At 72.2% G+C, this 12447-nt stretch carries 13 protein-coding genes and 1 pseudogene; 8 read left to right on the top strand and 6 right to left on the bottom strand.

What is annotated here, in order from left to right; all coding sequences use genetic code 11:
* Window position 1 precedes the first annotated feature (1 nt).
* Window positions 2-955: a deoxyribose-phosphate aldolase gene (gene deoC / locus ABZ464_RS31575; protein WP_359282659.1), complete on the bottom strand. Its 954-nt coding sequence runs from the start codon at window positions 953-955 to the stop codon at window positions 2-4.
* Between the two features lie 160 nt (window positions 956-1115).
* On the opposite strand from deoC, the gene ABZ464_RS31570 reads away from it, so the two are divergent.
* Together ABZ464_RS31570 and ABZ464_RS31565 are read left to right on the top strand one after the other, a co-directional pair.
* The gene (locus ABZ464_RS31570; RefSeq protein WP_359282418.1) at window positions 1116-1802 is read left to right on the top strand and encodes a PH domain-containing protein; all 687 of its coding nucleotides are present in this window, start codon (window positions 1116-1118) and stop codon (window positions 1800-1802) included.
* Window positions 1803-1931: 129 nt separating this feature from the next.
* Window positions 1932-2330 (top strand): hypothetical protein, encoded by a 399-nt coding sequence (locus ABZ464_RS31565; RefSeq protein WP_359282416.1) that lies wholly within the window; start codon window positions 1932-1934, stop codon window positions 2328-2330.
* A gap of 2 nt (window positions 2331-2332) precedes the next feature.
* Here ABZ464_RS31565 and tnpA read toward each other — a convergent pair whose 3' ends face one another.
* Window positions 2333-2761, bottom strand: coding sequence for an IS200/IS605 family transposase (gene tnpA, locus ABZ464_RS31560; protein ID WP_359282414.1), 429 nt, complete (start codon window positions 2759-2761; stop codon window positions 2333-2335).
* 50 nt (window positions 2762-2811) lie between these two features.
* Between tnpA and ABZ464_RS31555 the strand changes: the two genes are divergently transcribed.
* Window positions 2812-3933, top strand: coding sequence for a transposase (locus ABZ464_RS31555; RefSeq protein WP_359282657.1), 1122 nt, complete (start codon window positions 2812-2814; stop codon window positions 3931-3933).
* Between the two features lie 10 nt (window positions 3934-3943).
* A pseudogene (locus tag ABZ464_RS31550) lies at window positions 3944-4234 on the top strand (ATP-binding cassette domain-containing protein); the annotation flags it as partial.
* A gap of 25 nt (window positions 4235-4259) precedes the next feature.
* On the opposite strand, the gene ABZ464_RS31545 reads toward ABZ464_RS31550, so the two are convergent.
* From ABZ464_RS31545 to ABZ464_RS31530, 4 genes are all read right to left on the bottom strand, one after another.
* Entirely contained in the window at window positions 4260-5891 is a 1632-nt protein-coding gene (locus tag ABZ464_RS31545; RefSeq protein ID WP_359282411.1) for a phospho-sugar mutase, read from the bottom strand.
* Between the two features lie 148 nt (window positions 5892-6039).
* Window positions 6040-6864: a purine-nucleoside phosphorylase gene (locus tag ABZ464_RS31540; RefSeq protein WP_359282408.1), complete on the bottom strand. Its 825-nt coding sequence runs from the start codon at window positions 6862-6864 to the stop codon at window positions 6040-6042.
* Between the two features lie 107 nt (window positions 6865-6971).
* Window positions 6972-7256 carry a hypothetical protein gene (locus tag ABZ464_RS31535; RefSeq protein WP_359282406.1) on the bottom strand — a complete coding sequence of 95 codons (285 nt, stop codon included), beginning with the start codon at window positions 7254-7256 and terminating at the stop codon, window positions 6972-6974.
* A 15-nt stretch (window positions 7257-7271) separates the two neighbouring features.
* Window positions 7272-7709, bottom strand: a complete 438-nt coding sequence (locus ABZ464_RS31530; protein WP_359282405.1) for a gamma-glutamylcyclotransferase — start codon at window positions 7707-7709, stop codon at window positions 7272-7274.
* 96 nt (window positions 7710-7805) lie between these two features.
* Here ABZ464_RS31530 and ABZ464_RS31525 point away from each other — a divergent pair, with 96 nt between their 5' ends.
* The 4 genes from ABZ464_RS31525 (at window position 7806) to ABZ464_RS31510 (ending at window position 12290) form a co-directional block, all read left to right on the top strand.
* Complete coding sequence (locus ABZ464_RS31525; protein ID WP_359282402.1) at window positions 7806-9245, top strand: NAD(P)H-quinone dehydrogenase; 1440 nt, start codon at window positions 7806-7808, stop codon at window positions 9243-9245.
* 132 nt (window positions 9246-9377) lie between these two features.
* Window positions 9378-10343 (top strand): DeoR/GlpR family DNA-binding transcription regulator, encoded by a 966-nt coding sequence (locus tag ABZ464_RS31520; RefSeq protein ID WP_359282400.1) that lies wholly within the window; start codon window positions 9378-9380, stop codon window positions 10341-10343.
* Between the two features lie 142 nt (window positions 10344-10485).
* On the top strand, window positions 10486-11472 hold the full coding sequence (locus ABZ464_RS31515; RefSeq protein WP_359282398.1) for a helix-turn-helix transcriptional regulator: 987 nt from the start codon (window positions 10486-10488) through the stop codon (window positions 11470-11472).
* A gap of 119 nt (window positions 11473-11591) precedes the next feature.
* The gene (locus ABZ464_RS31510; RefSeq protein WP_359282396.1) at window positions 11592-12290 is read left to right on the top strand and encodes a hypothetical protein; all 699 of its coding nucleotides are present in this window, start codon (window positions 11592-11594) and stop codon (window positions 12288-12290) included.
* The last annotated feature ends 157 nt before the right edge of the window (window positions 12291-12447 follow it).

Genomic DNA, 12447 nt, shown 5'->3' with positions numbered 1-12447 from the left:
CTCAGTCCACCGTCACGTAGTCGGGGCCGGAGTAGCGGCCGGTGGCCAGCTTCTGGCGCTGCATCAGCAGGTCGTTCAGGAGGGAGGAGGCGCCGAAGCGGAACCAGTGGTTGTCCAGCCAGTCCGGGCCGGCCGTCTCGTTGACCAGGACCAGGAACTTGATCGCGTCCTTGCTGGTCCGGATGCCGCCGGCGGGCTTCACACCGACCTGGACCCCGGTCTGCGCCCGGAAGTCCCGCACCGCCTCCAGCATGAGGAGGGTGTTCGCGGGGGTGGCGTTGACGGCGACCTTGCCGGTGGACGTCTTGATGAAGTCGGCGCCCGCCAGCATGCCGAGCCAGCTCGCCCGGCGGATGTTGTCGTACGTCGACAGCTCGCCCGTCTCGAAGATGACCTTCAGCCGGGCCGCCCCGCAGGCCTCCCTGACGGCGACGATCTCCTCGTACACCTTCAGGTAGTTCCCCGCGAGGAACGCGCCGCGGTCGATGACCATGTCGATCTCGTCGGCGCCCGCGGCGACCGCGTCGCGCACGTCCGCCAGCTTGACCGCGAGCGCGGCGCGGCCGGCCGGGAACGCGGTGGCGACCGAGGCGACCTTCACACCGGAGCCGGCGACGGTCTCCTTGGCGACGGCCACCATGTCGGGGTAGACGCAGACCGCGGCGGTGGTGGGCGCGGTGCGGTCGGTCGGGTCGGGGAGGACCGCCTTGGCGCCGAGCGCCCGGACCTTGCCCGGGGTGTCCGCGCCTTCCAGCGTCGTCAGGTCGACCATCGAGATGGCGAGGTCGATGGCGTACGCCTTCGCGGTCGTCTTGATGGAACGGGTGCCGAGCGAGGCGGCGCGCGCCTCCAGGCCGACCGCGTCGACGCCGGGCAGCCCGTGGAGGAAGCGGCGCAGCGTGCTGCCGGACGAGGTCACGTCCGTGAGGGCTGCGGTGGGTGCATTGGTGGGCATGGTCACCAGACGAGCATATCTACGCGCGTAGCGGATGTATAGCCCAGGGACGGATCCTCGGGTACCGGGTGAGTGGTCCGGCCTCGAACGGGCGCGGGGAACCGTGCGGGCAACCACCGCGCACCCGCACCCGCATACGGGCTGGGGCAGAATCGGCCCCATGACCACCCCCGAAGACCAGCCCTCCGCGCAGCCCCCGGCCCCCGAGTTCGACGACCGTGTCCATCGGTCGTCCGCCGGTATCGCCAGTGGTGTCCTGCTGCTGGCCCTCGTCGGCTGGCTCGGCATCGACGCGATCGTCGCGGGCGAGGGGCGTACGCCGTGGCTGGCGCTCGCGATGCTGATCCTGGTCGTGCCGCTGGTCGTCGCCTTCACCCTGCGGCCCGCCGTGTACGCCGGCCAGGACCGGCTGCGGGTGCGCAATCCGTTCCGGGTGGTCGTGCTGCCGTGGGGGCAGGTCGCGGCGCTGCGCTCCGGGTACTCCAACGAGGTCGTCGCCAAGTCGGGGACGAAGTTCCAGCTGTGGGCGGTCCCGGTGTCGCTGCGGGCCCGCAAGTCGGCGGCGCGGCGGGAGGCCCGGGCGGCGGCGCAGGGGGCCGTGGGGAGTGACGGGCGAGGGAGCGGTCGGGGAGGGCTCGGTGGCTTCGGCGGTTCGTCCCGGCCGGTGCCGCAGGGGCCCGTGCGGGCGGCGACCGACCAGGTCATGGACGAGCTGCGGAACCTGTGGGAGGGGCGCGAGAAGGCGGAGAGCGCCCAGGGCGAGGTGACCGTGCGGTGGGCGTGGGAGATCCTCGGCCCGGCCGCCGCGGGGGCCGTGGTGCTGGCGATCCTGCTGGCGGTGGGATGAGCTTCGGGGTCTCTTGACACCGGGTTGTGACCCGGTACTTCTTCCAGGTCACAGGGTTGTTCGTCATCATCGGCGCGCGGACCCCCGGCCAGGCCGGCCGAGAGCGGGGCCCCGTGAGTCTGGGGAACGATGACGACGAATCCTGGCGAGGTGCTGCGGCTGCCCGCCTCCGCGACACCCGAGGGCTGCTCGGCCTGGGACGGTGAGTCGGCGCCCCGCTGGACGCGGACGCTGCCCCCGCGCGGTGTGCCGCTGCGCGCCCCGCTGTGGGCGGCCCTGTGGCTGCCGCTGTTCGCCGTGGCCGGCGCGGGAACCCTCGCCTACCACGGCGTGCTGCCCGGGTGGGCCGCCGCCCTGCTCTCCCTCCACCTCGTCTGGGCGGCCCAGCGGCCCGAGGCGGTGCCGGTGCTCACGCCCGTCGCCGCCGTCGCGGTCGTCGCCCTCGGTGACTGGCCGGGGCCCGCCTGGCGGCGCAGCGCTTCTCTGGCTCGCTCTGACTCGCAGGTGTCCACGAGTCTGCGCTGTTGACCTCAGTCAGGTCGCTTCTGGTTCTCGATGTACTCCTTGATGATCTCCAGCGGTGCGCCGCCGCAGGACGCGGCGAAGTACGAAGGCGACCAGAAGTGGTCACCCCACAGGTACTTGCGGATATGGGCTGGGAACTCCTGACGGAGCCGCCGGGCGGAGACGCCTTTGAGGGAGCCGACCAGCCGGGACAGGGCGACTTCGGGCGGGTAGTGCACCAGCAGGTGGACGTGGTCCCTCTCCCCGTTGAACTCCACCAGCTCGGTGTTGAAGTCCGCGCACACGTCACGCATGACCTCCTCGCAGCGCCGGAGGATCTCATCGGTGAATGGCCCCCGCCGGTACTTGGGCGTGAAGACCAAGTGCGCGTGAAGGGTGTGGACGACTGTTCTGCCCCTGCGGATGTCGGGGTTTGGTTCCCAGCGTGGTGACATAGAGCAATGCTGCGATCACGCCTGTGAAACTCGTTGTGCAGGTGAAGCTGATGCCGCAGCCCCAGCAGGCCGCCGCGCTGTCGGCGACCCTGCGCACGGTCAACGAGGCCGCGAACTGGGTGTCGGCGGTGGCGTTCGAGCAGGGTGTGCCGCGCGAGTACGAGCTGCGCAGGCACACCTACGCGGAGTTGAAGTCGCGGGGGCTGGGGGCGCAAGCGGCCCAGCACATCATCAAGAAGGTCCGCGACGCGTACACGACACTCAAGGCCAACATCAAGGCCGGAAACCTCGGCAGGCCGGGCTCGAAGCGGCGCAGGAAGGCCGAGTCCAAGCCCATCGCCCTTCGGCCCGAGGCGGCCCAGCCGTACGACGACCGGTGCTTGTCCTGGCAGTACGACGCGCAGACGGTGTCCATCTGGACCACCGCCGGACGCATCCGGGGTGTGCGGTTCGTCTGCTCCGCCGACGGCCTCAAGACGCTGCAGCAGTACCGCAAGGGCGAATCGGATCTGATCGAACGCGACGGCGCGTTGTATCTGATCGCCACGTGCGAGGTGCCCGAGGCTGAAGAGTACGAGCCCGACGGGTTCATCGGCGTCGATCTCGGCATCGTCAACATCGCCACCACGTCCACCGGCTACCAGGCTGCCGGGCGCGGCCTGAACCGGCGCCGCACACGCGAGCGCGACCTGCGCGGCAAGCTCCAGAAGAAGAACACCAAGTCCGCCAAGAGGCGGCTCAAGGCCCGTGCCCGCAAGGAGCAGCGGCATGTGAAGAACACCAACCATGTCATCGCGAAACGAATCGTGACCGAGGCTGAACGCACCTCGGCCGGAATCGCCTTGGAAGACCTGGGCGGCATCCGGCAGAGGGTACGGCTCCGCAAGCCCCAACGGGTCACGCTCCACTCCTGGGCATTCGCCCAGCTCGGGGAGTTCATCGCGTACAAGGCACGCCGCGCGGGCGTGCCCGTGGTTCATGTCGACCCCGCCCACACCTCGCAGACGTGCTGCGAGTGCGGGCACGTCGACCAGAAGAACCGGGTCGACCAGGCCCTCTTCATCTGCCGGAACTGCGGGGTCGTTGCCCACGCGGACCGGAACGCTTCCCACAACATCGCCCAACGCGGCGCTGCGGTGTGGACCCGGTCTTTCAGGACCGGGTCGAGTTGACGGTGCACCTGTCCGCGACCGGCTGCGTCGGTCCGGCGGGGCGCTCTCCGGCGGCCGGCAGTGGCGGCTGTGCTTCGCGCGCTCGCCGGCGGTACGGCCCCGGGTGCTGCTGATGGACGAGCCGTGCTCGGCGCTCGACCCCACCTCGACCCGGCGGATCGAGGAGACGATCCACGAACTGTCGGGGGAGGCCGAACCGGGCACCCCCGGCGCGATCGTGGAGCACGGTCCGACCGACGCCGTGTGCCACAGCCCGCAGGACCCGCGCGCCGCGGACTACGTGGGCGGCCGCTTCGGCTGAGCCGCCCCGGGGACGGCTCCACGGTTCACAGGCCGGCCGCCGCCGACAGGTCCCGCTTGATCGTGGCGAGGACCTCGGCCGCCTCCGCGCGGGCGGCGGGGAGCGCGGCGAGGCCGGCCACCGGGACCACCACCTCCAGGTAGCACTTCAGCTTGGGCTCGGTGCCGCTGGGCCGGACGATCACCCGGGCGCCTTCGAGGGTGTAGCGCAGACCGTCGGTCGGCGGCAGCCGGTCCGTGCCCCGGGTCAGGTCCTCGGCCCGGGTGACGGCCAGCCCGGCGAGGGAGACCGGGGGCCGCTCGCGCAGCCGGCGCATGGCGTCGGCGATCACGGACAGGTCCTCGACCCGGACCGAGAGCTGGTCGGTGGCGTGCAGTCCGTGCTCCACGGCCAGGTCGTCCAGCAGGTCGAGCAGGGTACGGCCCTGTTCCTTCAGCTCGGAGGCCAGTTCCGTGATCAGCAGCGCCGCGGTGATGCCGTCCTTGTCGCGCACGCCCTCCGGGTCCACGCAGTAGCCGAGGGCCTCCTCGTAGCCGTAGCGCAGGCCCTCGACCCGGGCGATCCACTTGAAGCCGGTGAGGGTCTCCTCGTACGGCAGCCCCGCCTTCTCGGCGATCCGGCCGAGGAGCGAGGAGGAGACGATCGACTCGGCGAACGTGCCGCGCGCGCCGCGCCGGACCAGATGGGCGGCGAGCAGGGCGCCGACCTCGTCGCCGCGCAGCATCCGCCAGTCGCCGCCGTCGGGGACGGCCACGGCGCAGCGGTCGGCGTCGGGGTCGTTGGCGACGACGAGGTCCGGGCTCGTCGCGCGGGCCTGCGCGAAGGCGAGGTCCATCGCGCCGGGCTCCTCCGGGTTGGGGAAGGCCACCGTCGGGAAGTCCGGGTCCGGCTCGGCCTGCTCGGCGACCAGCACCGGTGCCGGGAAACCGGCGCGGGTGAACGCGGCGAGGAGGACGTCCTTGCCGACGCCGTGCATCGCCGTGTACACCGTGCGGGCGGTGCGCGGGGAGCCCTCGGCGAGCACGGCGTCCGTACGGGCCAGGTAGGCGTCGAGGACGGAGTCGTCCAGGGTCTCCCAGCCGCTCTCGGGGCGGGGGACGTCGTTCAGCGAGGCGACCGCGTCGATCTCGGCGGCGATCTGCGCGTCGGCGGGCGGGACGATCTGCGAACCGTCGCCCAGGTAGACCTTGTAGCCGTTGTCGCGGGGCGGGTTGTGGCTGGCGGTGACCTCGACCCCGGCGACCGCCCCGAGGTGCCTTATGGCGTAGGCGAGGACGGGGGTCGGCAGGGGGCGGGGGAGCACCGCGGCGCGCAGTCCGGCGCCCGTCATCACGGCCGCCGTGTCGCGGGCGAAGTCGGCGGACTTGTGGCGGGCGTCGTAGCCGATGACGACGAGGCCGTCGGTGTGGCCCTGCTTCCCGAGGTGGGCGGCGAGACCGGCGGCGGCTCGGATGACGACGGACCTGTTCATCCGCATCGGCCCGGCCCCGAGCTCCCCGCGCAGGCCGGCCGTGCCGAACTGGAGCGTCCCGCCGAAGCGGGCGGCCAGCTCGGTGACGTCCTGCGCCTCCAGGAGCTTCGCGAGTTCGGCGCGCGTCTCCGGGTCGGGGTCCTCGGCCAGCCAGGCCCGGGCGCGGGTGATCAGGTCGTCTTGCACGTCGGTCAGCCTCTCGTGGGTGGTGTCTCGCCGCGTCCAGGGATGCCCGTTTTCCTGTTTCCCGACCGGGTTTCCTGTTTTCCCGACCGAGACGCGTGGCGGGTGGGCACAGGCCGGGGGTCTGGGGGCGGAACCCCCAGGTGCCCGGTTACAGGCGGTCCAGCACCTGGGTCAGGAGGGCGCCCATGCGCGTCGCCGAATCCCGGCCCGCCTGGAGGACCTCCTCGTGGTTGAGGGGCTCACCCGTCATCCCCGCGGCGAGGTTCGTCACCAGCGAGATGCCGAGCACCTCCGCCCCCGCCTCACGGGCCGCGATGGCCTCGAGGACGGTCGACATGCCGACCAGGTCCGCGCCGATGACACGGGCCATCCGGATCTCCGCCGGCGTCTCGTAGTGCGGCCCGGGGAACTGGGCGTAGACGCCCTCCTCCAGCGTGGCGTCGATCTCCTTGCACAGCGCCCGCAGCCGCGGCGAGTACAGATCGGTGAGGTCGACGAAGTTCGCGCCGACGATCGGCGAGGTCGCCGTGAGGTTGATGTGGTCGCTGATCAGGACCGGCTGACCGGGGCGCATGCCCTCGCGCAGACCGCCGCAGCCGTTCGTCAGCACGACGGTCTTGCAGCCCGCCGACACGGCCGTACGGACCCCGTGCGCGACGGCGGCCACCCCGCGGCCCTCGTAGAAGTGGGTGCGGCCCAGGAAGACCAGGGCCCGCTTCCCGCCGATGCGGTATGAGCGGATCGTGCCGCCGTGGCCCTCGACCGCGGGCGGCGGGAACCCGGGCAGCTCGGTGACCGGGAACTCGGCGTCGGGGGCGCCCAGGGCGTCCACGGCGGGTGCCCAGCCGGAGCCCATCACGAGGGCGACGTCGTGGGTCTCGGCGCCGGTCAGTTCGCGCAGGCGCGCGGCGGCGGCGTCGGCGGCGGCGTGCGGGTCGCCCTGGATGTCGTCCGGGAGAAGAGATGCGTTCACGCGGATGAGGGTAGCCGGTTCTTGCCTACGCGCGTAGATGACGGAGCCCACGGGAAAGGGATCGTTGTCTTGTCGTTTCCAACCAGGGGCGTCGCCGGAGCCGGCGGTCAGTCCTCCTGGACCAGGACGTCCTCGTCGCTGAACACCTCGACCACGAAGATCAGCAGCCGGCCGCGGCTGACGATGTACTCCGCGAACATGTGCTCGGTGAGCCGCACCGTGCGGTCGTCGCCGGTGCCGCTCACCGCGCGCGACGCGGGGAGGTAGGGGTCGCGGGTGAGGACGGCGACCCCCTTGTCGAACCTGGCGCGCTGGCGTTCGTCCAGGCGGTCGCGCGCCGCCGCCGCCTGCTCGGTGTACTGGACCTGGTAACCGTGACGTGCCCCGCTCATGCCTTCCAGGATCGATCAGCAGGGACGCTTCCGCAGCTCCATCACATAGTCGTGGGGCGCGCCCGCCGACTCGGCGGCGTCCGCGACCTCCCCGAGATAGCGGGCCGACGGCAGCCCGCCCTCGTACCCGTTCAGCACGTACACCCACGCCGGGGCCTGGCCCTCCAGGGTGTGCACGCGCACCCGCAGCCGGCGGTAGATGCCGAGGCCGACGCCCTCCCAGCGGTCCAGGGACTCCTCGTCCGTCGGGGTGATGTCGTACAGCGCGACGAACACCTGCGCCCCCGGGTCCTCGGCCAGGGTCGCCAGCGCGCCCTCCCAGCCGAGCTGCTCCCCGCCGAAGGTCAGCCGCCAGCCGTCGAGCCAGCCCGTCGAGCGCAGGGGCGAGTGCGGGGCGCGGCGGGTCATCAGCCGCGCGTCGAGGTTGCCGGCGTACGCGGCGTAGAGCGACATGGGAGGAGGGTACGGCAGCCGGTGCGCGGGTCACTTCCGTCACAGGCGTATCTCCGTTCGCCCCCGGGCGGCAGGGACCGCGGACCGTGCGGGACAATGGAGCATGTGACTCGGATCGTGATCATCGGTGGCGGACCCGGCGGCTATGAGGCGGCGCTGGTGGCCGCGCAGCTCGGCGCGGAGGTGACCGTCGTCGACAGCGACGGTCTGGGCGGAGCGTCGGTGCTGACCGACTGCGTGCCGTCGAAGACCCTTATCGCTACGGCCGAGGTCATGACGACCTTCGACTCGTCGTACGAGGAACTCGGCATCATCGTCGCCGACGACACCCCACCCCTGGAGCAGGCGGCCCGGGTGGTCGGCGTGGACCTCGGCAAGGTCAACCGCCGGGTGAAGCGGCTCGCGCTCGCCCAGTCGCACGACATCACCGCCTCCGTCACCCGGGCCGGCGCCCGCGTCCTGCGCGGCAAGGGCCGGCTGCGGGGCATGCAGGCCCTCGACGGCTCCCGCCAGGTCGTCGTCACCGCCGCCGACGGCACCGAGGAGACCCTCACCGCCGACGCCGTGCTGATCGCCACCGGCGGTCACCCGCGCGAGCTGCCGGACGCCCAGCCCGACGGCGAGCGCATCCTGAACTGGACCCAGGTCTACGACCTCGGCGAGCTGCCCGAGGAGCTCATCGTGGTCGGCTCCGGCGTCACCGGTGCCGAGTTCGCCGGCGCCTACCAGGCCCTCGGCTCCAAGGTCACCCTCGTCTCCTCCCGCGACCGGGTGCTGCCCGGCGAGGACCCGGACGCCGCCGCCGTCCTGGAGGACGTCTTCCGGCGCCGCGGGATGAACGTGATGGCCCGCTCCCGCGCCGAGTCCGCGAAGCGGGTCGGCGACCGCGTCGAGGTCACCCTCTCCGACGGCCGGGTCATCACCGGCTCGCACTGTCTGATGGCCGTCGGCGCCATCCCCAACAGCGAGGGGCTGGGCCTGGAGGAGGCGGGCGTCAAGGTCCGCGAGTCCGGGCACATCTGGACCGACAAGGTCAGCCGCACCACCGCGCCCGGCGTGTACGCCGCCGGTGACGTGACCGGCGTCTTCGCGCTCGCGTCCGTCGCCGCCATGCAGGGCCGTATCGCCATGTACCACTTCCTCGGCGACGCGGTGGCCCCGCTCAACCTCAAGACGGTCTCGTCGAACGTCTTCACCGACCCCGAGATCGCCACCGTCGGCTACACCCAGGCCGACATCGACGGGGGCAAGATCGAGGCCCGGGCCGTCAAGCTGCCGCTGCTGCGCAACCCGCGCGCCAAGATGCAGGGCATCCGCGACGGCTTCGTCAAGATCTTCTGCCGCCCGGGCACCGGGATCGTCGTCGGCGGTGTGGTCGTCGCACCGCGCGCCTCGGAACTGATCCACCCCATCTCGATCGCCGTCGACAACAATCTGACGGTCGAACAGATCGCGAACGCGTTCACCGTGTACCCGTCCCTTTCGGGGTCGATCGCCGAGGTGGCCCGGCAGCTGCACACCCGACGCGAGCTCTGAGAAGCCCGGAAAGGGGGCGGGGCACGGTCCGGTCGAGGTCCTATACCACTCCCCGTCCCCTTGTGCGAACAACTTCTACTATTCGGCGCAAAGAGCTGAAAGCAGACGGTCGCCCGCGTTACTGTCAGTTTCGTGTTCGCTGCAGAACGTCGCCAATTGATCCTCGAAATGGTGCGAGCGAACGGGGCCGTGTCGCTCCGTGAGCTCGCCCGCGTCGTCCAGACCTCCGAAGTGACCGTACGGCGGGACGTGCGCGCACTGGAGGCAGAAGGACTCCTCGACCGCCGGCACGGCGGTGCGGTATTGCCGGGCGGATTCACGCGGGAATCCGGCTTTCCGCAGAAATCCCATCTCGCGACCGCCGAAAAGACCGCCATCGCGGACCTCGCCGCGGGCTTCGTCGAAGAGGGCGAGGCCATCGTCGTCGGAGCCGGTACGACCACCCAGGAACTCGCCCGCCGGCTCGCGCGCGTCCCCGGACTCACGGTCGTCACCAACTCCCTGCTGGTGGCCCAGGCCCTGGCCCATGCCAACCGGGTCGAGGTCGTCATGACCGGGGGCACCCTGCGCGGTTCCAACTACGCCCTCGTCGGCAGCGGGGCCGAACAGTCCCTGCAGGGGCTGCGTGTCTCCAGAGCCTTCCTCTCCGGGAGCGGACTGACCGCCGAGCGCGGACTGTCCACGTCCAACATGCTGTCGGCCTCCGTCGACCGGGCGCTCGTCCAGGCCGCCGCCGAGGTCGTGGTCCTCGCCGACCACACCAAGCTCGGCACCGACACCATGTTCCAGACGGTGCCGACCGACCTCATCACCCGGCTGGTGACCGACGAACCGCCCGCGCACGACGACCGCGCCGGCACCGAGCTCCAGGCCCTCGCCGATCAGGGGGTGCAGATCGCCGTGGCCGGGGCGTCCGGGAACCCGGGGGGTGAGCCGGTCCCGGCGCGACCGCAGCCGCAGCGCCGGGACGTTCCGCTGCCGGCGCCGCGCCGGGGGCAGGTGCCGGGGTCCGCGGCGGGACTGCGCGCGGCCGCGGTCCTCGGCGAAGCGCCCCCCGGCGCCGACCGGGCCCGGGTCGCGGACCTCCGCCGCCGCTGACCGGGGGACCACCGGGTCCCCACGTCACCGGTCCGCCGGGTGCGTTCACCCGTGCCGGTGAGGACGGGTGCGCGGGCCTCGTCGGGGGCGGCCCGGGCCGTACGGTCGTCCCAGGTGCGTCGAGGCAGCGCCGGGGGACGTGATGGAGATCAGCGGTGCCGACGCGCGGCGGGTGCTGTCGCTCGTACGGGGGCTCGAAGAGGCCGACTCCGTGGCGGAGTTGCAGGAATGGGCGCTGCCCGAGCTGATGCGGCTCGTGGCGGCGGACGCGGCACAGTGCTACCGGCTGTCGGTGGACGCCGCCGGACTGTTCACGCTGTCGCTGCCCCGGGACTCCTTCCACGAGGACCCGACGGTCATCTACGACCACCCCCTCGACCACCCGCTCACCGAGCTCATGCTCCGGACCCCCGCACCTCGGGCCTGGAGAGTGAGCGACGTGGCCGGGGAGCGGCAGTGGCGGCGCACCCACTGCTACAACCTCGACTTCCGCCCGTTCGGCCACACCCGGCACCTCGTCGCCTCGGCCGGCGCGGAGGCGGGCGTCGTCGAGGGGTACGCGCTGGTGCGCTCCGGGCGGGACTTCACCGGGACCGACCGGGACCTGTTCGGCCTCGCCCAGCAGCAGCTGGCCCTCGTGGCGGGCCAGCTGGTCCGCCGGGACCGGCTGCGGCTGCTCGCCGCGACCGCGCTGGGACTGGTCGGCGGGGGCGGCCGGGGCGTCGCCCGCCTCGACGAGGACGGCCGCCCGCACCCCCTCGACGCCACCGCCGCCCGCCTGCTGGCCGCCGTACGGGACGACCCCCGGCTCGGCGGTCCCGACCCCTTCACCGCACACGACACCGAGGTGCGGTACGTCCCCTCCGCCGGCCCCGGGCTGCCCGCGCTGCTCCTGCTGCGCGACCTCGCCCGGGGCCGGCGCCTCGCCCGGCTCCTCGGTGTCACCGACCAGGAACACCGCACCCTGCGCCACCTCCACGGCGGCCGTACGGCCACGGAGACCGCCCGGCACATGGGCCTCTCCCCGGCCACCGTGCGCGGCTACATCGCCTCCCTGCACCGCAAACTCGACGCCGGCCACACCGCCGCCCTGCTGCATCGGGGGCGTGAGCTGGGGCTGCTCGACTGAGCGCCGTGCACGCGACATGTCGCGACCCGTCAGAATTGACGGATGGTCACGGCCCGGACCCGGCCGCTTCACTGACGGAGAACGCCCCGCGCGCGGGGCCGGTCGGCAAGGGGGACCCCATGACCACGACACCGTCACGCCCTGACATCTCCGCCGCGGACACCGGCACCGCGGCCGGCCCCACCCGGCTCCTCGCGGCCGGCGTCGCCGGTCTCGGACCGCTGCTGCTCGCCGTCGGCACGGCCCTCACCCCGTATCGCACCGATGACTCCGACCAGGAGATCGTCCGTGCGATCGCCGGGCACCGGACGACCGCCGAACTCACCCAGTGGTTCTGGATCGCGGGCTCGATCCTGCTCGTCCTCGGCACGGTCCTCGTCGGGCTGGTCGCCGTACGGTGCTCACCGAAGCTGGGACTGTGGGGCGGGCTCGCCTTCGGCACCGGGCTGCTGGCGATCGCCTCGACCCCGTCCCTGGACCTCGTCGTCCTCGGCGGACTCGACCAGGGGGTGAGCCAGAAGGCGCTGGTCGCGACCGCGGACGGTACGTATGCGCTGGCCCTGACCGGCGTGCCCACGTTCTACTTCGTCGTCGCGCACGTCGTCGGCGCGATCCTGCTGGGCGTGGCGCTGCTGCGGGGGCGGGCGATTCCGGTCTGGGCGGCGTGGGTGCTGATTCTTTCCATGCCGCTCAACGTCGTCGGGTATGTCGGCGGGATCATGCCGCTCACCGTTGCGACGTTTGTGATGCTCGGGGTGGGCTTCGCCTTCGGTGCGGTGTGCCTGCCGGCGGCTTGGCGGGGCGCCTTGGCTTCGTAGTCATGGACAGGGCCCCGCGCCCCTTTTGGGTGGGCGCGGGGAACCGGTCTTCAGAAGTGCCCTCAGTCCTTGATTTCGCAGATTGCTGCGCCGGAGGTGATGGAGGCGCCGACCTCTGCTGCCAGGCCCTTGATGGTGCCGGAGCGGTGGGCGTTGA

Origin of the sequence: Streptomyces sp. NPDC005820 (assembly GCF_040630255.1) — a bacterium.
Taxonomy (GTDB): Bacteria; Actinomycetota; Actinomycetes; order Streptomycetales; family Streptomycetaceae; genus Streptomyces.
The sequence above is the reverse complement of the archived record's forward strand: the minus strand, read 5'-3'. Positions and strand labels throughout refer to the sequence as shown.

Bases quoted from the DNA above. Each gene is read 5' to 3' on its own strand.
- deoC (WP_359282659.1), bottom strand. From the start codon at position 955: ATGCCCACCAATGCACCCACCGCAGCCCTCACGGACGTGACCTCGTCC.
- ABZ464_RS31570 (WP_359282418.1), top strand. From the start codon at position 1,116: ATGACCACCCCCGAAGACCAGCCCTCCGCGCAGCCCCCGGCCCCCGAG.
- ABZ464_RS31565 (WP_359282416.1), top strand. From the start codon at position 1,932: ATGACGACGAATCCTGGCGAGGTGCTGCGGCTGCCCGCCTCCGCGACA.
- tnpA (WP_359282414.1), bottom strand. From the start codon at position 2,761: ATGTCACCACGCTGGGAACCAAACCCCGACATCCGCAGGGGCAGAACA.
- ABZ464_RS31555 (WP_359282657.1), top strand. From the start codon at position 2,812: ATGCCGCAGCCCCAGCAGGCCGCCGCGCTGTCGGCGACCCTGCGCACG.
- ABZ464_RS31535 (WP_359282406.1), bottom strand. From the start codon at position 7,256: ATGAGCGGGGCACGTCACGGTTACCAGGTCCAGTACACCGAGCAGGCG.
- ABZ464_RS31530 (WP_359282405.1), bottom strand. From the start codon at position 7,709: ATGTCGCTCTACGCCGCGTACGCCGGCAACCTCGACGCGCGGCTGATG.
- ABZ464_RS31525 (WP_359282402.1), top strand. From the start codon at position 7,806: ATGGAGCATGTGACTCGGATCGTGATCATCGGTGGCGGACCCGGCGGC.
- ABZ464_RS31515 (WP_359282398.1), top strand. From the start codon at position 10,486: ATGGAGATCAGCGGTGCCGACGCGCGGCGGGTGCTGTCGCTCGTACGG.
- ABZ464_RS31510 (WP_359282396.1), top strand. From the start codon at position 11,592: ATGACCACGACACCGTCACGCCCTGACATCTCCGCCGCGGACACCGGC.